16 protein-coding genes are annotated in these 22,707 nt (G+C 73.3%); 8 read left to right on the top strand and 8 right to left on the bottom strand.

Annotated features, from left to right (window positions below):
* Window positions 1–76 precede the first annotated feature (76 nt).
* Window positions 77–2,554, bottom strand: coding sequence for a penicillin acylase family protein (locus ACIQWR_RS08305; protein WP_404005943.1), 2,478 nt, complete (start codon window positions 2,552–2,554; stop codon window positions 77–79).
* A 137-nt stretch (window positions 2,555–2,691) separates the two neighbouring features.
* On the opposite strand from ACIQWR_RS08305, the gene ACIQWR_RS08300 reads away from it, so the two are divergent.
* From ACIQWR_RS08300 to ACIQWR_RS08280, 5 genes are all read left to right on the top strand, one after another.
* Entirely contained in the window at window positions 2,692–4,194 is a 1,503-nt protein-coding gene (locus ACIQWR_RS08300) for a fatty acyl-CoA synthetase (RefSeq protein ID WP_404005942.1), read from the top strand.
* Between the two features lie 263 nt (window positions 4,195–4,457).
* Complete coding sequence (locus ACIQWR_RS08295) at window positions 4,458–5,051, top strand: hypothetical protein (protein ID WP_404005941.1); 594 nt, start codon at window positions 4,458–4,460, stop codon at window positions 5,049–5,051.
* A gap of 139 nt (window positions 5,052–5,190) precedes the next feature.
* Window positions 5,191–5,673 (top strand): hypothetical protein, encoded by a 483-nt coding sequence (locus ACIQWR_RS08290; protein WP_404005940.1) that lies wholly within the window; start codon window positions 5,191–5,193, stop codon window positions 5,671–5,673.
* Window positions 5,674–5,797: 124 nt separating this feature from the next.
* Window positions 5,798–6,376 (top strand): hypothetical protein, encoded by a 579-nt coding sequence (locus ACIQWR_RS08285; RefSeq protein ID WP_404005939.1) that lies wholly within the window; start codon window positions 5,798–5,800, stop codon window positions 6,374–6,376.
* A 146-nt stretch (window positions 6,377–6,522) separates the two neighbouring features.
* Complete coding sequence (locus ACIQWR_RS08280) at window positions 6,523–7,569, top strand: serine/threonine-protein kinase (protein WP_404005938.1); 1,047 nt, start codon at window positions 6,523–6,525, stop codon at window positions 7,567–7,569.
* 29 nt (window positions 7,570–7,598) lie between these two features.
* Here the strand turns inward: ACIQWR_RS08280 and ACIQWR_RS08275 are convergent, their stop codons facing one another.
* The 6 genes from ACIQWR_RS08275 to paaK all read right to left on the bottom strand — a co-directional run bounded on the left by ACIQWR_RS08275 (window position 7,599) and on the right by paaK (window position 18,412).
* The gene (locus ACIQWR_RS08275; protein WP_404005937.1) at window positions 7,599–7,835 is read right to left on the bottom strand and encodes a response regulator transcription factor; all 237 of its coding nucleotides are present in this window, start codon (window positions 7,833–7,835) and stop codon (window positions 7,599–7,601) included.
* A 220-nt stretch (window positions 7,836–8,055) separates the two neighbouring features.
* Window positions 8,056–10,509, bottom strand: a complete 2,454-nt coding sequence (locus tag ACIQWR_RS08270) for a SpoIIE family protein phosphatase (RefSeq protein ID WP_404005936.1) — start codon at window positions 10,507–10,509, stop codon at window positions 8,056–8,058.
* A 142-nt stretch (window positions 10,510–10,651) separates the two neighbouring features.
* On the bottom strand, window positions 10,652–11,377 hold the full coding sequence (locus ACIQWR_RS08265; RefSeq protein ID WP_404005935.1) for a 4'-phosphopantetheinyl transferase family protein: 726 nt from the start codon (window positions 11,375–11,377) through the stop codon (window positions 10,652–10,654).
* Window positions 11,378–11,387: 10 nt separating this feature from the next.
* On the bottom strand, window positions 11,388–16,055 hold the full coding sequence (locus ACIQWR_RS08260) for a type I polyketide synthase (RefSeq protein WP_404005934.1): 4,668 nt from the start codon (window positions 16,053–16,055) through the stop codon (window positions 11,388–11,390).
* 78 nt (window positions 16,056–16,133) lie between these two features.
* The gene (locus ACIQWR_RS08255) at window positions 16,134–16,964 is read right to left on the bottom strand and encodes a YhjD/YihY/BrkB family envelope integrity protein (RefSeq protein ID WP_399267175.1); all 831 of its coding nucleotides are present in this window, start codon (window positions 16,962–16,964) and stop codon (window positions 16,134–16,136) included.
* Between the two features lie 71 nt (window positions 16,965–17,035).
* Entirely contained in the window at window positions 17,036–18,412 is a 1,377-nt protein-coding gene (paaK, locus tag ACIQWR_RS08250; RefSeq protein WP_404005933.1) for a phenylacetate--CoA ligase PaaK, read from the bottom strand.
* A 106-nt stretch (window positions 18,413–18,518) separates the two neighbouring features.
* Between paaK and ACIQWR_RS08245 the strand changes: the two genes are divergently transcribed.
* From ACIQWR_RS08245 to ACIQWR_RS08235, 3 genes are all read left to right on the top strand, one after another.
* Entirely contained in the window at window positions 18,519–19,448 is a 930-nt protein-coding gene (locus ACIQWR_RS08245; RefSeq protein ID WP_404005932.1) for an alpha/beta fold hydrolase, read from the top strand.
* A gap of 112 nt (window positions 19,449–19,560) precedes the next feature.
* Entirely contained in the window at window positions 19,561–19,782 is a 222-nt protein-coding gene (locus ACIQWR_RS08240; protein ID WP_404005931.1) for a hypothetical protein, read from the top strand.
* Between the two features lie 96 nt (window positions 19,783–19,878).
* The gene (locus tag ACIQWR_RS08235) at window positions 19,879–20,958 is read left to right on the top strand and encodes a protein kinase family protein (RefSeq protein ID WP_404005930.1); all 1,080 of its coding nucleotides are present in this window, start codon (window positions 19,879–19,881) and stop codon (window positions 20,956–20,958) included.
* Between the two features lie 83 nt (window positions 20,959–21,041).
* Here the strand turns inward: ACIQWR_RS08235 and ACIQWR_RS08230 are convergent, their stop codons facing one another.
* On the bottom strand, window positions 21,042–22,673 hold the full coding sequence (locus tag ACIQWR_RS08230) for an acyl-CoA synthetase (protein ID WP_404005929.1): 1,632 nt from the start codon (window positions 22,671–22,673) through the stop codon (window positions 21,042–21,044).
* Between the last annotated feature and the right edge of the window lie 34 nt (window positions 22,674–22,707).

Below are 22,707 nucleotides of genomic sequence, written 5' to 3'. Positions count from 1 at the left end.
GCCGGGCGGCGGGCGCGGGGGGGGGGGGCCCCCCCCGGGGGGGGGGGCCCCCCCCACCACCGGCCCCACTGGCCCCTCAGCGGCGCTCGCGCGGCCAGACCACGCGCAGGGCGGGCGAGGTGAGGATGTCCTTCTCGCAGTACCGCGAGGTCACCCAGCGCTCACCGGAGAACAGCCGGGTCTGGTCGGCGTAGTACGGCGAGTTCGGGTTCGAGGACTGGCTGTACGACAGCAGCGTGCGGGCCACCGGGCAGCGGCTGCCGTCCCAGCCGACCGCCTGGATGTGGCTCGAACCGTGCACCACCTCCGTGTAGCCGCCACCGGCCGCGTTCCACACCGCCTCCACCTTGTCCCACACCCCGAGCGCCTCGGTGCCGCCGCCGACCGGGATCCGCTGGCCGCCGCGCACCACGAACTGGTGCTCGCCGAGCGGCGCGTCCAGTGCGATGCCCGCCGCCTTCAGCTCCGCGACCGTGTCCGCCAGGGCCCGCCCGATGCCGGGCGCCGACCGGTTCAGGGTGCGGGGCGTGCGGACCGGGTCGGCCGCCGAGAACGGCACCTGCCACAGGTCCTTCGCCGCCGTCGTCGCCGTCAGCCGCCGCCAGAACCGGTCGAAGAGCAGCGCGCCCCGGCTGGCCGTCTCGGCCGTACGGTCCCAGCGCGCCAGCACCGGGCAGGCCGCCGAGACGTCCACCGCCGAGCCGTCGCTCGCGGTCGCCGTACCGCCCGGCAGCGCCGCACAGGCCTGCGCCGCGTCGGCGGCCGCCAGGTCACCGGCCGGCACCCGGTTCGCGAACTGCTGGGCCTGGAGGTCCGCCACCGTCAGGGCGCCCTTGGCCGCCATCGCCGACACGTCCTCCAGCGCGCCGCGCGTGCGCAGCGACCGGGGCGTACCGGTGTTGCCCCACACCCGCTCGTAGCCGGTGAGCGGGTGTTCCGCGTTCGCCAGCCAGGCGCTGTCGTTGGAGTTCTCGGCGTACACCGCGTCCCGCAGGGTCGGCGCCTTCGCCGGGCCGAACACCCCCGGCTGCACCGCGTCCGGGTCCGACCCCAGGGCGCAGTCGCCGCGCGAGCCGTCCAGCACCGCGAGACCGGCCGACGGGTAGGTCGCCCGGCCCAGTGGGGTGGAGCAGCGGGCCGCCAGCTCGTCCGTGATCCGGGGCACGATCTGGGACTGGGTGAAGAGGGTCGCCCCCGCCGCGTCGGCGGCCACCGTGTTGACCCAGGGCAGCCCCTGCGTGCGCCGCTGGGCGTCCTGGATCCCGGCCACCGAGCGGGCCCTGCCCATCGCGAGGGCGGTGTCGAAGGCCCGCAGGTTCACCGCGTTCGGGTCGTTGAGGGCGTAGGCGGTGGTCGCGGACCAGGGCAGCGGCAGGCCCGCCCCGAGGGAGGTGACGACGGGGCCGAAGCGGGTCCACCACTGGGTGCGGCCGACCGGTGCGCCGCCCTTGACCGGGACGCTGACGGTCCGGGGCACCATCTTCTCGGACACGCCGTCGACCACGTAGGCGGTCGGGTCCGCCGGGTCCAGCGCGAGCTGGTGCAGGTTGACCGGGGTGCCGGTCGCCACGGTGTGGCTCCAGGCGACCTTGTCGTTGAAGCCGATGTTGACGACGACGGTGCCGAGCAGGGAACCGCCGGAGACGTTCAGCTCGCCGGGGATGGTCTGCTGCGACTGCCAGAACCGGCGGCCGCCCTGCCAGGGGTAGTGCGGGTTGCCGAGCAGCAGGCCGCTGCCGCTCGCCGTGGCCGACCCCGCGAAGGCCACCGCGTTGGAACCCATGTCGTAGCGCGAGGTGTCGAAGAACTGCCGGGCCGCCTCCGCCGCGGCCGCCGGGTCGATCCCGTCACCGGGCGCGGGCGCGCCCGTGGCTCCCGCGCCCGTACGGGCCCCCGCCCCCGGAGCGGCGGCGGGCGGCTGCGCCGCGGTGATCCCGTCGATCCCGCGCCCCTGGCCGCCGAGCACCGCGACGGCGTACCCCCGGGCCGCCACGTCGACGGCCGTCACGGGTCGCACCCAGGCGGCCCCCTTGCAGGCCGGATCCGTGATCTTGTTCTGCGCCAGCCAGGCGTTGTACCCGGCGGCCCAGCCGCGCATCAGCTCCTTGACGTCCTTACCGGGCCCGGCGGGCGCGGGCGTGGCCAGCAGCTTCTCGACCGTGCCCGTCTGCCGGATGCCCTTGAAGTACAGGTCGCTGGAGAGGTTCCCGACGGCGGAGGAGAGGGAGCCGTCGGGGGCCGCGTCGGGCCCGAACCAGCGCGAACGCTCGCCGGACACCGTCAGGAACCCGTCGGCCAGCACGCAGACCTGGTCCGCGGCCTGCGCCCAGCCGGTGCCGAAGCCGAGGTCGGCGTAGTCCTTGGCGAGGATGTGCGGGACGCCGTTCTCGGTGTAGCGGACGAGGGCGGACAGACCGCCCCCGGACGGGGCCCGGGCGGCCCCCGCGTCGGCGGCGGCCGAGGCCGCGGCCGGAGGGACCGCGGCGGCCGCCGCGAGCAGCGCGGCGCCGGTGAGGGCGATCCGGCGAAGTGCGGGGCGGGTGCGGAAACGCAACGTGCCTCCCAAGTAGCCTTCGAATGACTGCGGTTACGCGTGAAACCGGTGGTGCGCTTGCCGTGCCCCCACACTCATGCAGGCAAGCTGATGATCTGTCAACAATCCGTGTTCCAGGATGAGATGAGGATGGCTCCATGACGCAGGTGCGGCACAACACCGTCGACGGGCTCCTGCACGACACCGCGCGGCGCCTGCCCGAGCGGGTCGCGGTCCGCTACCGGACGCGGGAGTGGACCTACAGTGCGCTCGACCGGGCAGTCTCCGCCGCGGCCGCCGTACTGACCGACGGCTACGGCCTGCGGCCCGGCGACCGGGTGGCCACCTTCGCCCACAACTGCGACGCCTACCTGATCGCCTTCCTCGGCTGCGCCCGGGCCGGACTGGTGCACGTCCCGGTCAACCAGAACCTCACCGGCGAGGACCTCGCACACATCCTGGACGACTCCGCGAGCGCGCTGGTGCTGGCCGACCCGGACCTCGCCCCGCGGGTGCCGGACGGGCGTCCGGTGCGGGCGCTGCGCGACGCCCCCGGGTCCTTCCTGGCGGCGCTGGCCGGGCAGGCCCCGTACGAGGGCGTCGGCGACCCGCGGGACGTGGTCCAGCTGCTGTACACCTCCGGCACCACCGCGCTGCCGAAGGGCGCGATGATGACCCACGCGGCGCTGTGCCACGAGTACGAGAGCGCGATCGAGGCGCTGGACCTGACCGCGGACGACCGGCCGCTGCACTCGCTGCCGCTCTACCACTCGGCGCAGATGCACGTCTTCCTGCTGCCCTACCTCGCGGTGGGGGCCGAGAACACGGTGCTCGACGCACCCGTCGCGGAGGAGATCTTCGACCGGGTGGAGGCGGGCGGGGCGGACAGCCTCTTCGCCCCGCCCACCGTGTGGATCGCCCTGGCCGACCACCCCGAGTTCGCCACCCGCGAGCTGGGCGGGCTGCGCAAGGCCTACTACGGCGCCTCGATCATGCCGGTGCCCGTCCTGGAGCGGCTGCTCGCGCGACTGCCCGGGCTCGGGTTCTACAACTGCTTCGGGCAGAGCGAGATCGGCCCGCTGGCGACCGTCCTGGGGCCGGCCGAGCATGAGGGCCGGATGGATTCCTGCGGGCGTCCGGTGCGCCACGTCGAGGCACGGGTGGTCGACGAGGACGGCGCGCCGGTGCCCGACGGCGCCGCCGGCGAGGTGGTCTACCGGTCCCCGCAGCTCTGCCTGGGCTACTGGAACGACCCGGAGGCGACGGCGCGGGCCTTCCGGGACGGCTGGTTCCGCTCGGGCGACCTGGCGGTGCGCGACGCCGAGGGCTACTTCACGGTGGTCGACCGGGTGAAGGACGTGATCAACTCCGGCGGGGTGCTGGTCGCCTCCCGCCAGGTCGAGGACGCGCTCTACACCCACCCGGGGGTGGCGGAGGTGGCGGTGGTCGGGCTGCCCGACGACCGCTGGATCGAGGCGGTCACGGCCGTGGTGGTGCCGCGCGGGGCGGTGACCGAGGCGGAGCTGATGGCGTACAACCGGGAGAAGCTCGCCCACTTCAAGGCGCCGAAGCGGATCCTCTTCGTGGACGCCCTGCCCCGCAACGCCAGCGGCAAGATCCTCAAGCGCGAGCTGCGGGACCGCTACCGCACGGGGGAGTAGGGACCGGACCCCCTGGGACGACCCGGCCCCCGCACCGTGGAACGCCGCGGAGCGGGGGTCGACGCATGCCCGGCCGGGGCTTCTACCCCGAGACGTGGGGTCCGTCAAGTCCCGAATGTCCGGAACGTGACCCCTGTGCGGCGCTCCGGCTTACTGGTGATGCGGGCCTCGCCGGAAAGCGAACGAAGCGAACAAGGCGAAGGAACCGCAGGATCCCGGATCCCCGGGACACCAGAACCCCCGAAGTTCCTGAGGAGAAGGCCATGAACCGTAAGACGCGCACCAACAACGTTGTCCGTACCAACCGCCGCGGATTCCGACTGGCGACGCTGTTCGCCTCGGCGGCCATGATCTCGGGAGGAGTCCTCATTCCGGCCTCGATGGCGTCGGCGGCCCCGATGCCCGCTCACGTGGCCACCGCCCTTCCGGCAGCCGGAGGCGCCGGAGGTGACGGCGGTGAAGGCGGCGGGGGCCTGATCGGCGGGGGCGGCGGCTCCGGTGGGTCGGGTGGCGGCAGCGTCACCGGTGTCGGCGGCGCCGGCGGCAACGGTGGCAAGGGTGGAGAGGGCGTCCTCTCCGGAGGTGGCGGTGGTGGCGGTGGCGGCGGTGGCGAGGGCGTCATCGGCGGCAACGGCGGCAAGGGCGGCGACGGCGGTGGCGGTCTGTTCGGTGGCACCGCCGGCAACGGCGGCGGTGGCGGCGACGGCGTCCTCCAGGGCGGCAACGGCGGCAAGGGCGGCCACGGCGGCAACGGCGTCTTCCAGGGCGGCGGCGGTGGCAAGGGCGGCAAGGGCGGCCACGGGCTCTTCGGTGGCATCGGCGGCGGTGGTGGGACCGGAGGCTCCAGCATCTTCTGACCGGCCCACCCGACCCGGTGATCCGACGGGGTGGGGGCCCCAGGGCCCCCGCCCCACCCCCCAGTCGTTCCGAAACCCGCAGTACCGCAGTACCTCACCTCACTGAAACTCACCGAAACTCACCGAAGTGGAGAACCCCATGTTCACGAGCTCCTGGCAGCGTCCGCTGGTCCTGGCGGCGGCCTCCCTGGCCTTCGTCACCGGTACGGCGTGCGCCGCGCAAGCCGCACAGTCCCACGCTCCCGCGGGTGTCGTCTCCTCGGCCCTGGCCGGAGAGTCCGCCCACTGCACGGGCGGCGCGGGCGGCGAGGGTGGCGAAGGGGGTCAGGGCGGTCAGGGTGGCCAGGGCGGACAGCCCGGTCAGCCGGGTCAGCCGGGCAAGTCCGGCACGGCCGGTTGCTTCCGGTTCGAGGACCTGCCCGACAAGCCGAAGGCGGAGCTGACGGTGGTGGACCGGGTGCGCATCGTCGTGACCCTGCTGGCCGACGACACCGACGCCACGAAGGAGAAGATCGCCAAGAAGTACGAGATCTCGACCGAGCAGCTGGACACCTGGAAGAAGAACTACCTCGACGGCGACTGGTTCGCCCTGACGGCAGGAACCTTCCCCGCCGCTCCGTAGGACGAGCGGAGCGCAGCGGAAGGGTTCATGGAACGAGGCCGGCGGGCCGACAGCGGGGCAGCGGACGATGCGGGCCCGAACGGTCGGTGGCCGGCCCCACCATTTCTCGGCTAGGGAGAATCTCATGCGTGCACGATCTTGGAAGTTCAGTCTCGGTTTCGTCATCTCGACCACGGTGATCGGCGTCGGCGCGATGGTGCCGGCGGCCACCGCCGCCAGCGCGGCCCCCGCGATGAGCGTCCAGGCGGCCTCCACCACCAGCCACCGCCACGTCCCCTCTCCCGGGGGCGGCGGCAACGGGTCGGGCCTCGGCAGCCGGATCGGCGGCAAGGTCCAGGTGGGCAACGGCAGCGTCCGCGTCGGTGACAAGGTGTGCGCGGGCAACTGCAACGGAACGGTCAACGGCAGCCAGGGCGGCAGCGGCGGTGTCTGCGTCGGGCTCTGCAACGGCAGCGCCAACGGCGGCACCGGCAATCAGGGCGGGACGGGCGGCAACGGCAGCCAGGGCGGGAACGGCGGGGTCTGTGTCGGGCAGTGCAGCGGCAGCGTCAACGGCGGTAACGGCGGCAACGGTGGGGCCGCGCCGGCCGGCGGCGACGGAGGCAACGGCGGCAAGGGCGGCAACGGCGGCATCTGCGTCGGCACCGGCTGCGAGAGCAGCGGCCAGGGCGGCCGCGGCGGTAACGGCGGCAGCGACGACTGACCCCCCTGGGGGGGCGGGGCACGAGGCGCGTCCGGTGATCACCGGACGCGCCTCGTGATCGTTCGCACTACACTTTTCGTGTTCGGAAGAAGGCCCAGGCGACGACTGCGCAGCCGAGTCGGTCGGCCGGGAGCGGGAGGCGCCTGATGGGCACGGCATCGCATCGGATCTTCTACACGGGCCGGCCCTCCGGCCTGATCGGGCAGGAGATCGCGGGCTACCGGATCGAGCGGTTGATCGGCCGGGGCGGCATGGCCGTCGTCTACTGCGCCAAGGACCTGCGCCTGGACCGGATGGTCGCGCTGAAGCTGATCGCCCCGGAGCGCGTGCGCGACGAGGTCTTCCGCCGCCGCTTCACCCACGAGTCCCGGGTGGCCGCGCGGATCGACCACCCCCACATCGTGCCGATCTTCGAAGCCGGTGACACGGACGGCGTGCTGTACATCGCGATGCGCTACGTCGTGGGTCCGGACCTGAGGGTCCTGCTGGACCGCGAGGGCCCGCTCCCCGTGACGACCGCCGTGCGCATCGCCGCCCAGGTGGCCTCCGCCCTCGACGCGGCCCATGACCACGAACTGGTGCACCGGGACGTCAAGCCCGCCAACATCCTGGTCGCCGCCGGCACCGACAGCGACCACCCGGAACACGTCTACCTCACGGACTTCGGCCTGACGAAGAAGGCGCTGGCGATGAGCGGCTTCACCACCGCCGGTGAGTTCGTCGGCACGCTCGACTACATGGCGCCGGAGCAGATCGCCGGCCGCCCGGTGGACGGCCGGTGCGACCAGTACAGCCTCGGGTGCGTCGTGTACGAGTCCCTCGTCGGTGGCCCGCCCTTCGTGCGCGACGACGCCCCGGCGCTGCTGTGGGCGCACCAGTACGACCAGCCGCCCCCCTTGACGGAGAAGCGGCCGGACATCGCCCCGGCGGCCGCCGAGGTCCTGGCGAAGGCCCTGGCCAAGGTCCCGGAGGACCGGTACGGCTCCTGCCTGGAATTCGTGGCGGCGCTGCGCGCGGCCGCCATCGGCAACGGCGCGGCCATCGGGAACGGGGCCGCGACACACGTCGACCGGACATCCCTGTCGGATGCCCGGTCTGTCAGCTGGTCCCGGGAACTCGCGGCGCCACCGGAGCCTCCCGGTTGGGCGCTGCCGGTCTTCGTCGGACCGTCCCGCGGGTGGTGGAGCGCGTAGGTCGTAGGGGGATCAGGGGGTACGGCCGGTCACAGGCCCAGGGAGACGGCGAGCCGGACCATTTCCGCAGTGGTGTTGATGCCCAGCTTGGTCCGGATGCGCCGCAGGTAGGCGTCGACCGTGTGCTTGGAGAGTCCCATGGAACGGGCCGTCTGCACGTAGGTGCACCCGGCGGCGATGTGGCGCAGCGCCTCCTGCTCACGGGGAGCGAGAACGGTGGCGGTGGTGGTGGCTTCGACCTGCGGCATGGAGAGTGTGAGGCTCATGGGACTTCCTCCGACACATCGGCTCGGTCATCGCTGCTCACACCCTCGGAAGCAGGGGACTCATCCGTGTTTGCGGATGTATGTCCCTGTTAAAGAGCTTGTCGGTGGGACTTCATGGAGGTGTCCGTCGACTGTCACAGGCGTGTCACAGGCAACGCCGACACGCATACTGCGGGAACCATCGCGGTAGGGCCGGATCCCCCCGCATCACCCGATCGCATCACCCGATGAGGGACTGCTCGGCCCAGATGGTCTTGCCGACGGGGGTGTGGCGGGTGCCCCAGCGTTGGGCGAGCTGGGCCACCAGCAGGAGGCCGCGTCCGCCCTCGTCGAAGATCCGGGCGCGCCGCATGTGCGGGGCCGTACCGCTCGCGTCCGAGACCTCGCAGATCAGGGACGTGTCCTCGTGGATCAGCCGCAGCTGGATGGGCGGCTCGCCGTAGCGGATGGCATTGGTCACCAGCTCGCTGACCACGAGCTCGGTGACGAAGGCGGCGTCGTCGAGGCCCCAGGCCGTCAACTGGTCCGTGGCGTCCCGCCGGGCCTGGCCGACGATGGACGGGTCCGGCGGTACGTCCCAGACGACCACCTTGTCGGCGTGCAGCGCCCTGGTCCGGGCGACGAGCAGGGCGACGTCGTCGTCCGGAGGATGGGTCAACAACGTGGTCAGGACCCGGTCGCACACCGCGTCCAGGGTGGCGGCCGGCCGGACGAGGGCCGTGAACATGCTGTCCAGCGCCTCGTCGATGTCGTGGTCACGGGCCTGGAGCAGGCCGTCGGTGTACAGGGCCAGGATGCTCCACTCCGGCAGCTCCACCTCGACGGTCTCGAAGGGCAGGCCCCCCAGACCCAGCGGCGGCCCGGCCGGGACGTCCAGGAGGTACGCGGAGCCGTCCGGGGAGATCACCACGGGTGGCGGGTGGCCCGCCCGCGCGGCCGTGCAGCGGCGGGTGATCGGGTCGTAGACCACGTACAGACAGGTGGTGCCGATCCCCCCGGCGGTCTCCTCGCCGTCCCGGTCGGCCTCGTCGGCGGACAGGTGGATGACGAGGTCGTCGAGATGGGTGAGCAGCTCGTCGGGCGGCAGGTCGACGTCGGCCAGGGTGCGCACGGCGGTGCGCAGCCGGCCCATGGTGGCGGAGGCGCGGATGCCGTGGCCGACCACGTCGCCCACGACCAGGGCCACCCGCGCCCCCGAGAGCGGGATCACGTCGAACCAGTCGCCGCCCAGACCGGCCTCGCCACCGGCGGGCAGGTAGCGGGAGGCGGTCTCCAGCGCCGAGTGCGCGGGCAGCGAACGAGGGAGCATGCTGCGCTGGAGCATCATCGTGGAGGTGTGCTCCCGGGGGTGCCGGGGCGCGTTGCGGATGCTGCTCGCCGCCTTGTTCGTCAGCTCCTCGGCCAGCCAGAGGTCCTTCGGCCGGAAGGGCTCCGGGCGCTGGTGGCGGCCGAAGAGGGCCACCCCGAGGGTGGTGCCCTGCGCCCGCAGCGGCACCACCATCATCGAGTGGGCGCCGTAATCGGCGATCCAGGCTGCTCCGGGGTCCTGGGTCGCCCCGCGGGCGACGCCCGGGTCCGCCGTCCCGTACACCGCTCCGCGGCCCGCGGCCAGACATTCCGCGGGAGGGGAGAACGGCGGGTGCGTGGTCCGCTCGCCGACCGACACCCGGGACTCCGGGTGCCCGCGCAGGACCGAGCGGTCGGCGGTACGGCGCACGGTCACCGGCGTCGCGGCGGCGTGGGCGGACGGTCCGTTGCCGCGGGGGAGGGGGTCCAGCAGGTCGACGAAGGCGAAGTCGGCGAGCCGCGGGACGGCTACCTCCAGCAGCTCCTGCGCGGTACGGGCACTGTCCTGGGTGGTGCCGATGCGGGCGACGGCCGAGGCCGCGTCGTCCGGTACGAGCGGCTGCCGCTGGTCGTCCTCGGACCCGGCCGCGTGCTGCGCCGCCAGGGAGACCGCGCGCACCCGGCCGTCCGGGTCCCGCAACGGGGCCAGCGAGGTCACCCAGCCGTGCTCGGGCTCCGTACCCGCGGGGTGGACGAAGGCGTCGACGTACTGCGTTTCGCCGGTCTCCAGCACCAGGCGCATCGTGCGCCCGGTCGCGTCGCTCACCGGGTCGGGCACGATGTCGGACAGGCGCAGCCCGCGCATCTCGGCCTCGGTGAGGGACAGCGCGCGCTCCATGCCCGTGTTCGCCCGTACCAGCCGCAGGTCCTCGTCGAAGATCGCGAGGGGGAAGGGGGACTGGGCGAAGGCCCATTCGCTCAGCGGCCCGTTCCGGGACGCCCGGGCGGCCTCGCCACCCACCGCGGAGACCACGAACCACCTGGTGGGACCGTCGCGGGAGGTCCGGCGGTGCGCGAGCAGGGCCTGTTCCAGCCGTCGGCCGTCCCGGTGCCGCAGGGCGACGGTCCCGCTCCACCGCTCCGGGCCGGGCGGGATCGCGCGGGCGACCTCGTCGACGCCATCGGCGAGCAGGTGCGCGGCGGGCAGCCCGACGACCTCGGAGGACGCGTAACCGAGCAGCAGAGCGGCGTCCTCGCTCCACTCGGTGACGATGCCGAGCTCGCTGATGGTGGCCGTGGCCGTGGCCCGGTACACCGGCTCGGGCGAGGCGTTCGGTTCCGCCGGCCGCTCCGGACGCTCACCGGGAGGGGTGGGAAGTTGCTCCATCGACGCTCATCTCGCCCTCGCTAGTCCTGCGCCGCGGTGCCGTGCGCGGTCCCACGGAACCGCGCACGGCCAGGGTTCCACTGACAAGCATGATCCGGCGGGGCACGGAGCACCAACGCAGTGCCGTCACGGGGCGGCGGCGTCACGAGCGGGGCGCGAGCACGAGGGCCAGGACCGTGCCTTCCGTCTGCCACACCATGGCGCGGCGTGCCCCGCCGAGCAGGGGCGGCCACAGGCCCAGGATCGGGACGCGCCGCGCGGCGGGGCCGAAGATGCCGCTCCTGTCCGCCTTGACGGCGGCTTCCTTGAGCGCCCAGGCTCCGGCCCAGGCACCGGGCCGGTCGCCGGGCGGATCGCCGAGCCGGTCCGTGGCGATGGCGCGCCGGTCCCGGGGCGAAAGGACGTGGTCCGCGACGCGGCGCACCGTCGCGGCCGAGGCCGTATCGCACAGGTCCACACCGACCGGCCCCGGTGCCAGGGCCGCGGCGACGTGCCGGGCGGTGTGGCTGATGGAGAGGTGCAGGGCGGGCGCGGGGCCGCCGCCGACGAGGACGCGGGGGCTGCCGTCGCCGCGCGGGAGCACCTCCACCTCGTGCGCCGGGACCGCGAGGAACGTGGCGACCAGACGCTTGGCGAGCAGCCGGCCGGCCAGCCATTCGGCCCGGCGCCGGGATGCCAGGCCGTCGGCCACGCGCTGTTCGGCCGGTGAGAGGCGCGGTGCCCGGTGCAGTTCCTCGCGCCGGGCCACGACGACGCCGGCGCCGCCCCAGCGGAGGGGGCGGCCCGGCACGATCGACCGGAAGGCGGTGGCGTCCGTCACGACGGTGTCTGTGATGCCTGTGGTGTCCGTGGTGTCCGTGGTGTCCATGGCGGCGGGCTCACGCGGCCCGGGCCGGGGACAGGAGCCCCAGCTGCCGCTCCAGCACGGCCACGGCGCCGCGGATCTGCTCGGGCGTGTGGTCGTGGGTGAGGAAGAAGCGCAACCGGGCCATGTCCTCGGGGACGGCCGGATGGAGGATGGGATTGACGCTGATGCCCTCGTCGAAGAGGGCCTGCGCCAACCTCAGGGTCTTCAGGGAGTCCCCGACGATGCAGGGCACGATCGGGGTGTCGTGGCTGTCTCCGATGCTGATCCCGGCCCGGCGGGCGAGGCCGACGAACTGCGCGGCGTTCGCCGCGAGGCGGGCCACCCGCCGCGGCTCGCGGCGCAGCAACCGCAGCGCGGTCAGCGAGGCCGCGGTGTCGGCCGGGGTCATTCCGGCGCTGTAGACGAAGCCGGGAGCGGTGTACCGCAGGTAGTCGACGACCGGGCCGGTCCCCGCGACGTAGCCGCCGCAGCTCGCCAGGGCCTTGGACAGCGTGCCCGACCAGAGGTCGACGGCCGAGCGGTCGATGTCGAAGTGCTCGCCGATGCCGCGCCCCGTCGCACCGATCGTCCCGATGCTGTGCGCCTCGTCGATCATCAGCAGTGCGCCGTGCTTGCGCTTGACCTCGACGAGCGCGGGCAGGTCGGCGATGTCGCCGTCCATGCTGTACACGCCCTCGACGACGACCAGTACCCGTCGGTACTGATGGCGCACCTGCCCGAGGAGGGCGTCCAGGGCGGCCGCGTCGTCGTGGGGGAACGGCCGCCGGGTCGCGCCCGAGAGCGTGCAGCCCTGCAGGATGCTGTCGTGGGCGAGGGCGTCGTGGACGACGAGGTCACCGGGGCCGACGAGGTGCCCGATCACGGTCACGTTGGTGGCGTGGCCGTTGGCCAGGGTGATCGAGTCCTCGCATCCGAGCAGGTCGGCGAGCTCCGCTTCGAGCTCCAGGTGGAGCGGCCGGCTGCCGGACAGCAGCCGGCTGGCGGACACCGACGTACCGAAGCGGGCGATCGCCTCCCGGGCCGCTTCGTGGACCTGCGGGTGCGTGGCCAGACCCAGGTAGTTGTAGCTGGAGAACGAGACCAGTTCCCGGCCGTCGATGACCGTCGTGTCCGTCATGCCGCCCTCGTGGACGAGGAAGTACGGGTTGGACAGACCAGACCGGGCCAGGAGGGCGAGGCGCTCGCCATGGGCCGTCACCTCCGGGAAGCACTCGATCCGTGTGTGCTCTGTGGGTGGGGGTGTGGGCGCGGGTGTGGCGGCGGGTGCGGGTGCGGGCGGTGTCGCGGGGAGCCCGTCGTCCTGTGCCGCGCGCTGCTCGGGGACGGGGACGGGGACAGCTGCGGGTGCGGGTGCGGGTGCGGGCGCGGGGGTCGGGACGGCCGCCGGTGCGGCGTCCTCGGCAGGGCCCGCGATCAGCGCGGCGATCCCGCCGATGGTCGGCCGGTCGGCCACCGCTTCGTCGAAGCTCCACCCGGGCCACTGCCGCTGGAGGGAGGTGAACAGGTCGGTGAGCATCAGCGAGTCGAAACCGAGCTCGTCGATCAGCAGCTGGTCGTCGCGCAGGTGATCCACGGGGAAGGCGCTGATCCGGGCCACCTGGGCGGTCACGGCCTCCATGACCTCCCGCCGGGCCGGGGCACGGAAGGCGGGCGCGTCCACGGGGGCGGGAAGCACCGGCGGAGCCGGGGGAGCCGGCGGAGCCGGGGCGGCGACGCGAGCCGGGGCAGGAGCGGGAGCCGAAGCGGCGGGGGGCGCGGCAGCGGTGTCCCGCCGTGCGGGCTCCCGGCCGGTGAACCAGTAGGACCGGGTGTCGAGCCGCGCCACCGGCAGGTCCAGCAGCATGCGCTCCTCCTTGGGGACCAGCGCGCGCGGGTCGACCGGGACGCCCAGGACCGCGAGCCGGGCGAGGGCCAGGACGAAGGACCGCCCGGCGTCCGGCGCCTCCGCGTCGACGGGGACGACGTGCACGTCGCCGTGGCCGGCGAGGTTGCGGCGTACGGACGTCAGCAGCGAGCTGCCGCCGGCCACTTGGAGGAAGACGCGGGCCCCCTGGCCGTAGGCCGTGCGGACGGCCTCGCTGAAGCGCACCGGTACGGACGCGTGCCGGCTCCACAGCCGGCGCAGCAGGTCGGGATCGTCGCAGACCTGCGCGTTCACGGAGGACACGAAGGTCAGGAGGGGGCTGCTGATGCGACGGCCGGCGAGGTCCGCGCGGACGCTCTCCTCGGCCGACTCCAGCCGCGGCGAGTGGAAGGCGTGGGACACCTCCAGCGACGCCGTGACCACTCCGGCCTCCGCGCAGGCCCGCCGCAGGGCCGCGAGCCCTTCGACCGAGCCGCTGACCACGAGCTGGCGCGGTTGGTTGAAACAGGCGAGCCACACGTCGTCGATGCCGTCGACGAGCCGGCGGCAGGTCTCCTCGTCGCTCTGCACGGCGAGCATCCCGCCCGGGAAGCCGCTCTCGGCCCGCCGGACGGCCGCGCCCCGGCGGACCAGCAGCCGGACGGTGTCCACGGGGGTGAGCGCACCGGCCGCCGCGGCCGCGGCGAACTCCCCGACGCTGTGGCCGAGGGTGAGGTCGGGGGTGACGCCGCAGTCGGCGAGGACCCGCGTGGCGGCGATCTGGACGCTGCCGAGCAGCGGCTGGCACACCTCCGTGGCGGTGAGCCGCTGCATGCGCTCCGCGGCGCCGTGGGCCGTCGTGGTCCCGCCGTACAGCAGCTCGACGAGGTCGACGCCGATGTCCCGGCGGGCCACGGCGCCCAGGACGCCGACCGCCGATCGGAAGGCGGGGAACCGCTCGTGGAGGTCCCGCATCATGTCCGGTCGCTGGCTGCCCTGACCGGGGTAGAGGAAGGCGACGCGGCGCTGCGCGGCCGGGAGCGGCGCGTCGGCGGCGAAGGCCCCGTCGCCGAGGTCGCCGCGGGCACCGGCGAGGAGCTGTTCACGGGCCTCGCGCAGCCGACGCAGGAACGCGTCGGTGTCGGTGGCCACGATCGCCAGCCGTGCCGTCAGCGGTCTCCGGGCGGCGAGGGTGTGGGCCACGGCCGCCAGCGGCGCACGGTCCGCCGTGTCGAGTGCGTCGAGTACGTCGCCGATGTGCTGGACCAGCAGGTCGGGGTTGCCGGCGGAGAGGAGGACGAGCTGGGGGTCCGGGGCTCGGGCACCGTCCGGGCCGCCGGTGGCTGTGGTGCCCGCGGTGCCTGTGGTGTCCGCGGTACCTGCGGTACCTGCGGTGCCTGTGCTGCTAGTGGTGTCGTCGACGTGCTCGGGGCGGGGGCCGGGGGTCGGGGCGGGCCGCTGTTCCTCCAGGACCACGTGGACGTTCGTACCGCCGAAGCCGAAGGAGCTGACGGCGGCCCGCCGCGGGGCGCCCGTACTCGGAAAGGGACGGGCGGTGTCGGCGAAGCGCAGGCCGGCGGCGGATATGCCCAGGTCCGGGTGGGGGATGGTGTCAGGCTGCGGCACGATCGTGCGGTGGTGGACGACCAGGGCCGTCTTGATCAGCCCCGCGATGCCCGCCGCGGCCAGGGAGTGCCCGATGAGGGCCTTGCCCGAAGCGAGGTAGCACAGCCCCGGGTCGTCGTCGGGGAACTCGGTGCGCAGTCGGCGCAGTGCCTCGGTCTCGGCGCGGTCGCCCGCCGCGGTGCCGGTGCCGTGCGCTTCGAGGAAGCCCACGGAGGAGGGCGCGACGCCCGCGTCGTCGTAGGCCCGGAGCATGGCGCGCAGCTGGCCTTCGGGGGTCGGGACCAGGGGGCCGGGGGAGGCCCCGTCGTTGGCGGTGCCGATGCCCTTGATCACCGCGTACACCCGGTCGCCCGCCGCGAGCGCGTCGGCGAGCGGACGCAGGACGACGACCCCGGCTCCCTCGCCGAGGACGAAGCCGTCGGCCCGCTCGTCGAAGGGACGGCACACCCCGGTGGCGGACAGCGCGCGGAGCCGGGAGAAGCCGACCAGGCTGTCGGGCGTGAGGTTGAGGTACACCCCGCCCACGAGGGCGATCGAGCAGGCGCCCCGGCGCAGGTGGGCCATGGCCTGGTCGAGCGCGACCAACGAGCCGGAACAGGCCGCGTCGACGGCGAAGCTGGGGCCGCCGAGGTCGAAGTGCCGGCTGACCGCGCCGGACGCCATGTTCAGCAGGCTTCCGGGCAGGGTGAAGGACTCGACGGTGGCGAGCCGCCCTTCCTGCTCCTGCTCCTGCTCCTGCTCCTTGACGGCGCCCCGGCCGCCGCCCGCCGCGTGCGCGTCGTCGGCCAGGGTGATGACGCGCATGTGGGCCGTCATGAGGTCCTTGTAGTCGGACACCGACAGGCCGAAGAAGACCCCGGTGTTCTCCCGGTCGAAGTCGCCGCGGCCCAGCCCGGCGTCGTCGAGCGCCTCACGGGTGACGCCGAGCATCAGCCGGTGCTGCGGGTCCATGGCCCGGGCGCGTGCGGGGGGCACCCCGAAGTGCAGGGCGTCGAAGCGGTCCACGTCGTCGAGGAAGGCGACCTGGTCGGTGTACGCGGCGTTGGGCGCCGACGGGTCACCGGGCACGTGGAAGATCTCGTGGTTCCACCGCTCCCTCGGGACCGTGGAGAACTGCCGCTCGCCGCTCAGCAGCAGCTCCCAGTAGGCGCGGACGTCCGGGGCGGAGGGGAAGCGGCAGCCGATTCCGATGATGGCGATGTCAGTCATGGGAGCTTCCTTCGGGGCGGTGGCGCACGACGGGTGATTCCCACCGTGCCCGCAGCGGCCCCGCGGCCGTAGCCCCGGCTATTCGTCACTTGACAGGGCGCCGGCGTCCGTGCGCAGGCGCCGCAGGGTGCGGTCCTCGTGGACCAGGCGCCCCACGAGCGCGCCGCCGTAGACCACGAAGCCGACGCCGACGAGCCAGGACTGGACGACCAGCAGGGTGCCGAAGGGGCCGTAGGTGACGGCGTTCGACGCGATGAGGGGGGAGAAGACCAGCTGGGAGAAGATCCGCAGCCCCAGGAGGCCCAGGCTGGTGGCGACCGCTCCGGGCAGCAGGGCCGGCCAGCGGACCCGGCCGCCGAGCAGCACCCGTTGCGAGACCCAGAAGAAGACGCAGGTGCCGGACAGGTCGCCCGCCGTGCCCAGGACCGTCCCGATCGCGTCGTCGGAGGGGGCGGGGATGAGGACGAGCAGGGCGATGTAGACCACCAGCAGGGCCAGCCAGACGACGTGCCGCCACATCGTGTGCCAGCGGGCGGTCGGCAGGTCCCACACCTTCTCGTAGCCGGTCTGCACGGCCGAGCCGAAGGTCAGGCCGAAGACCGCCAGAGCCGCGAGGCCGAAGGCGGTGGTGCGCTCCAGCGCCTGGTTCTCCGCCCCGAAGAGGACCTCGACCCGGGCCCGGGAGGCCGCGGTCACCCCGAGGGCCTGCGCGAGCCAGCGGCCGAACCCCTCACCGCTGCCGGGAGCGGCCGCCGCCACGACGATCAGCAGGGGCACCAGGGTGAGGAACCCGAGGGCGGCGAAGCCCATCGCCCGGTGCATCAGCTCCATCTCCCGGCCACGGCTCCAGGCCAGCCCGGCGGAGGACGCCAAGAGCCGGTCGTGGAGCTGCCGGAGGGACGGGGTCACGCACCATGCCCTACCCGCGAGCGCCCCCCGCTTCCCGAATGTGGCCCGTAAACGCGCCCGAAGGGGTGGTTTCAGCCGCCCGAAGGCGTGTCACCGCGGCCGCGGAGGTCCACGATGCGCTGGAGCTTGCCGACCGAGCGCTCCAGGGTGTGGGGGTCCACCACCTCGACGCGTACGGAGACCCCGATGCCCTCCTTGACCGCCCGGGTCACCGCGGCCGCCGCCCCCTCGCGCTCGGCGGTCGTGGCCTCCGGGCGGGACTCGACGCGCACGGTCAGGGCGTCCATCCGGCCCTCGCGGGTCAGGCGGAGCTGGAAGTGCGGGGCCAGCGCGGCCGCGGACGTGCGCAGGATGACCTCCTCGATCTGCGTGGGGTAGAGGTTGACCCCGCGCAGGATGATCATGTCGTCGCTGCGGCCCGTGACCTTCTCCATCCGCCGGAAGGCGGGTCGCGCGGTGCCGGGCAGCAGGCGCGTGAGGTCCCGGGTGCGGTAGCGGATCACCGGCATGGCCTCCTTCGTGAGGGAGGTGAACACCAGCTCCCCGGGCTCGCCGTCCGGCAGCACCTCGCCGGTGAAGGGGTCGACCACCTCCGGCAGGAAGTGGTCCTCCCAGATGTGCAGCCCGTCCTTGGTCTCGGCGAACTCCTGGGCGACCCCGGGGCCGATCACCTCCGACAGCCCGTAGATGTCGACGGCGTCGATGTCGAGGCGCTCCTCGATCTCCCGGCGCATCTCCTCGGTCCAGGGCTCCGCGCCGAAGATCCCGGTCCGTAGGGAGGTGGACCGGGGGTCGATGCCCTGGCGCTCCATCTCGTCGAGCAGAGTCAGCATGTACGACGGGGTCACCATGATGACCTCGGGGCGGAAGTCCTGGATCAGCCGGACCTGGCGGTCGGTCATCCCGCCGGACGCGGGCACGACCGTACAGCCCAGGCGCTCGGCGCCGTAGTGCGCGCCGAGGCCGCCGGTGAACAGTCCGTAGCCGTAGGCGACGTGCACCACGTGACCGGGGCGGCCGCCCGCCGCGCGGATCGAGCGGGCGACCACCTCGGCCCAGGTGTCGAGGTCGCGCTCGGTGTAGCCGACGACGGTCGGCGCCCCGGTCGTCCCGCTGGAGGCGTGCAGCCTGCGCACCTCGGTGCGGGGGACGGCGAACATGCCGAAGGGGTAGTTGTCGCGCAGGTCGGCCTTGGTGGTGAAGGGGAACCGGGCCAGGTCGGCGAGCGAACGGCAATCCTCGGGGTGCAGTCCGGCCTTGTCGAAGGCCTGGCGGTAGAAGGGGACGTGCTCGTACGCGCGGTGCAGGGTCGCGCGCAGACGGGACAGCTGCAGCTCAGCCAGGGCGTCCGGCGTCAGCCCTTCGCTGCGGTCCTCGAAAGCGGACCTCGCCGAGATAGCGGCAGCAGCGGCAGTGGCCGCAGTAGCGGCAGTGGAGGAAGCAGCCATCTCGTCACCCCGTTGTGAGCAAACCGACCGATCATTCGGTAGCCTGCCGGAGCGCGCGGCGGAAATCAATGACTCGAACGAGTGATCGCCTGTTTGAATGTCGGCCATGTCCTTCTCGCACGCCCCCTCCGCCTTCGACGCGACCCCCGGCGGCGGGGCCGCGGCGGTCCCCTCCGGCACCGGCCGCTTCACCACCTACGACGGGACCCGGCTCGCCTACCACTCGCAGGGCCGGGGCGAACCGCTGATCTGCCTTCCCGGCGGGGCCATGCGGGCCTCCGTCTACCTGGGCGACCTCGGCGGGCTCGCGGCCAACCGCCGCCTGGTGCTGCTGGACCTGCGCGGCACCGGGGACTCCGAGGTACCGGCCGACGGGGCGACGTACCGGGTGGACCACCAGGTCGCCGACGTCGAGGCGCTCCGGGTGCACCTTGGCCTGGAACGCATGGACGTACTGGCGCACTCGGCCGGCGGCAACCTCGCGCAGCTCTACGCCGCCGCCCACCCGGAGCGCCTGCGCGCCCTGGTCCTGGTCACCCCCACCGCGTGGGCCCTGGGCGTACCGGTCACCCCGGAGCTGCGGCTGGAGGCGGCGCGGTTGCGGGCCGGTCGGGAGCCGTACGACGCGGCCATCGCGGCCTACCGGACCATCCTCGACGGCGGTGGGGGCGAAGCGGAATGGGAGCTCGCGGTGCCCCTCTTCTACGGGCGCTGGAACGAGCGGGCCCGCGCCCACGCGGCCGCCAACGCCGACCAGCAGAACGAGGAGGCGGCCCACGCCTACGCCGCCCCCGAAGCCTTCGACCCGCCCGCCACCCGGACCGCCCTCCAGGAGGTCACGGCCGACGTCCTGGTCCTGGCGGGGGAGTTCGACGGCAACCCGCGCCCCGAACCGGCGGCGCGCATCGCGGCGCTCTTCCCCCACGGGGTCCGGGACGTCCAGCCGGGCGCCGGGCACTTCCCGTGGATGGACGACGCGCCGTGGTTCGCGGCGCGGGTGGAACGCTTCCTGGCCGGGGCTAGGACGAGGGTCTGAGCCGGGACGGCGGCCACCGGGCCGCCTCCCGAGCGGCCGTACGCCCGGCGGCGTACCGTCGAAGGACGTGGAGGAGCCGCAGGAGGCAGCCCCCTGAAGGGAGGCCGTGGCGATGTCCGACGTCGACCCCGCCGTATCGGTGCGGCTCGGAGCCTCCGGCGCCCGGCGCCTGGTCGGGCTGCTGGCCGAGGTGTCCCGGCTGCTGGAGGACCCCGGACCGCTGCGCCTGACCAACGAACAGGCCGCCTCGCTGGGCCAGGGCATCGACCGCCAGGAACTCGCCCACTGGAGCCGCGCACTGGCCGCGGAACTCCGGGTCGACCTGCGACCATGACCATGACCATGACCATGACCATGACCATGACCATGACCATGCCGTGAGTGTGACCGTGACCATGACCGTGCGGCAGGGCATTCCTGAGAGGCTGGTGTGCTGGTGGGGGTGGCCGTCGAGGGCTTCGACGCGTCGCGCGGTGCGCGGTTGGCGGCCTACGGCGCCGTCTCCACCTCGCTGGCGCTGTACGGCGATCGCGAACTGCGCGACCTCGTCGATACGGCCATCCCGATGGGTTCCGGCATCGGCGGGACCTCGGCGTTGCTGGAGGTCGGCGGAACCCCGGTCTTCGTCAAGCGGCTGCCGCTGACCGATCTGGAGAGGCAGCCGGAGAACGTCCGTTCCACGGCGAACCTCTTCGGGCTGCCCACCTTCTGCCATCCCGGCCTCGGGGTGCCCGGAAGCCCCGGATGGGGGGCCTGGCGGGAGTTGGCCGTGCACACCATGACGACGAACTGGGTGCTCGCACAGGACCACGAGGGCTTTCCGCTGATGTACCACTGGCGGGTGCTGCCGCACCCCGGGCAGGTGCTGCCGGCGGAACTGGCCGACGTGGAGCGGACCGTGGCCTACTGGGGAGGCGGAGCGCAGGTGCGCCACCGGATCGAGGCGCTGCGGGACTCCTCGGCGAGCGTCGCGCTGTTCATGAAGTACATCCCGCAGAACCTGCACGACTGGCTGGACGTTCAGGTCCGGGCCGACGAGGGGAGCGCCGGGCGGGCGTGCGCCATGGTGGCGAAGGGACTCGAGGCCGGAACCTCATTCATGAACGCCCGCGGGCTCCTGCATCTCGACGGCCACTTCCAGAACGTCCTCACCGACGGCGAGCGGCTGTTCTTCACGGACTTCGGCCTCGCCGTCTCCTCCCGGTTCGACCTGTCGAAGGAGGAGGTCGCCTTCTTCGCCGAACACCGGACCTATGACCGCTGCTACACCGTCACCCACCTCGTGCAGTGGCTCGTCACCGCCCTGTACGGGTACGAGCGGGACGAGCGCGTCGCGTTCGTGCGCGCCTGCGCCCGGGGGGAACCTCCGACGGGGATCCCGTCGCAGGTCGCGGCGATCCTCACCCGCCACGCCCCGGTCGCCGCGGTCATGACGGACTACTACCGCGCGTTCCGCTTCGAGAGCAGGCGGACCCCGTATCCCCTGGAGGCGCTCCGCCGGATCACCTGACGGATGCCTCGCCTGACTGCCTGACCGCCGGACTGCGCGACTGCCTGACCGCCTGCGATACGGGAGTCCACCCGGCGGGTCCGCTACGCCTGTGCCCGCCCCTCCGCCTCGGAGGCCACCGCCTTCGCCCACCGGTAGTCCGCCTTGCCGCTCGGCGAGCGCTGGATGCTCGGCGCGATGACCAGCTGGCGCGGGATCTTGTAGCCGGCGAGCTTGGTGCGGCAGTGGCTCTGGATCTCCTCCAGCGTCGGGTCGGCCGCGCCCGCGCGGACCTGGACCACCGCGGCCACGTGATTGCCCCACTTCGCGTCGGCGACCCCGGCCACCAGGGCGTCGTACACGTCCGGATGGGACTTGAGGGCCTGCTCGACCTCCTCCGGATAGACCTTCTCGCCCCCGGTGTTGATGCACTGCGAGCCGCGCCCGAGGATCGTGACGATGCCGTCCTCGTCGACCGTGGCCATGTCGCCGAGCAGCACCCAGCGCTCCGTGCCCTTCTGGAAGAAGGTCTCCGCCGATTTGACGGGGTCGTTGTAGTAGCCGAGCGGCACGTACCCGCGCTGGGCGAGCCGTCCCGGTTCGCCCACCGCCACCGGCTCGTGCGTCACCGGATCCACCACCTGCGTACGGTCGTTGACCTCCAGCCGGAACCCCTTCTCCGGCCCCGAGTCGTTGGTCGCACGGCCGTTCGAACCGGACTCGGACGAACCGAAGTTGTTCAACAGCATCACGTGCGGGGCCAGTTCCTGGAATTCGGCGCGCACCGTCTCCGACATGATCGCCCCGGAGGAGGAGAGGCTGAACAGGGAGGACAGGTCGGCGCCCTGCAACGGCCCGCGCAGCGCGTCGATGAGCGGCCGGAGCATCGCGTCGCCGACCAGGGAGATGCTGGAGACCTTCTCCTTCGCGATCGTGCGGATCACGTCCTCGGGCGTGTACTTGCGGTGGATGGCCACCCGCTGGCCGTAGTTGAAGGCCACGAAGGAGGTCAGCGTCGACGTGCCGTGCATCAGCGGGGGAGCGGGGAAGAAGGTGAGGCCGGGACTGTTCCCCGCCACCCGCTCGGCCAGCTCCTCGGGCCGCTTGACCGGCTGCCCCGAGGGTTCGCCGCCGAACAGCCCGGCGAAGAACAGGTCCTCCTGGCGCCACATCACGCCCTTGGGCATCCCGGTGGTGCCGCCCGTGTAGATGATGAAGAGGTCGTCGGGCGAACGCGGGCCGAAGCCGCGACCGCCGGAACCGGCCGCCTCCGCCTCGGCGTACGGCACGGCGTCCAGGTGCGGGGCGCCGTCGGGAGCCGTCCCCACCCGGACGAGGTGGCGCAGCTTCTCGGTCTGCGGCAGGGCGCCCGCGACCCGCTCGGTGAACTCGGCGTCGAACACCAGCGCCGCGAGGTCCGCGTCGCGGTAGAGGTAGACCAGCTCCTCCTCCACGTAGCGGTAGTTGACGTTGACCGGTACGAGCCGCGCCTTGAGCGCGGCGAGGACGGTCTGCAGGTACTCGACGCCGTTGTAGAGGTGAAGGCCCAGGTGCTCGCCGGGCCTCAGACCGCTGTCCAGCAGGTGGTGCGCGATCCGGTTCGCCGCCGCGTCCAGCTCTCCGTACGTGAGGCGGCGCTCCGCGCCCGTGCCCGGGTGGTCCAGGTACACAAGGGCCTCGCGGTCGGGAACCACGTCGACGACCGACTCGAACAGGTCGGCAAGGTTGTACTCCACCGTTCCTCCTGACCCCGGAAAAATCCGCATGACA

This window comes from Streptomyces sp. NPDC098789, from assembly GCF_044759975.1.
Classification (GTDB): domain Bacteria; phylum Actinomycetota; class Actinomycetes; order Streptomycetales; family Streptomycetaceae; genus Streptomyces.
Note: the sequence above shows the minus strand (reverse complement) of the source record. Positions and strands in the feature narration are given on the sequence as shown.

Excerpts from the sequence above, each read along its gene's own strand:
- ACIQWR_RS08245 (WP_404005932.1), top strand. The coding sequence starts at position 18,519 with ATGTCCTTCTCGCACGCCCCCTCCGCCTTCGACGCGACCCCCGGCGGC.
- ACIQWR_RS08300 (WP_404005942.1), top strand. The coding sequence starts at position 2,692 with ATGACGCAGGTGCGGCACAACACCGTCGACGGGCTCCTGCACGACACC.
- ACIQWR_RS08275 (WP_404005937.1), bottom strand. The coding sequence starts at position 7,835 with ATGAGCCTCACACTCTCCATGCCGCAGGTCGAAGCCACCACCACCGCC.
- ACIQWR_RS08290 (WP_404005940.1), top strand. The coding sequence starts at position 5,191 with ATGTTCACGAGCTCCTGGCAGCGTCCGCTGGTCCTGGCGGCGGCCTCC.
- ACIQWR_RS08270 (WP_404005936.1), bottom strand. The coding sequence starts at position 10,509 with ATGGAGCAACTTCCCACCCCTCCCGGTGAGCGTCCGGAGCGGCCGGCG.
- ACIQWR_RS08280 (WP_404005938.1), top strand. The coding sequence starts at position 6,523 with ATGGGCACGGCATCGCATCGGATCTTCTACACGGGCCGGCCCTCCGGC.
- ACIQWR_RS08265 (WP_404005935.1), bottom strand. The coding sequence starts at position 11,377 with ATGGACACCACGGACACCACGGACACCACAGGCATCACAGACACCGTC.
- ACIQWR_RS08240 (WP_404005931.1), top strand. The coding sequence starts at position 19,561 with ATGTCCGACGTCGACCCCGCCGTATCGGTGCGGCTCGGAGCCTCCGGC.
- ACIQWR_RS08260 (WP_404005934.1), bottom strand. The coding sequence starts at position 16,055 with ATGACTGACATCGCCATCATCGGAATCGGCTGCCGCTTCCCCTCCGCC.
- ACIQWR_RS08295 (WP_404005941.1), top strand. The coding sequence starts at position 4,458 with ATGAACCGTAAGACGCGCACCAACAACGTTGTCCGTACCAACCGCCGC.
- paaK (WP_404005933.1), bottom strand. The coding sequence starts at position 18,412 with ATGGCTGCTTCCTCCACTGCCGCTACTGCGGCCACTGCCGCTGCTGCC.
- ACIQWR_RS08285 (WP_404005939.1), top strand. The coding sequence starts at position 5,798 with ATGCGTGCACGATCTTGGAAGTTCAGTCTCGGTTTCGTCATCTCGACC.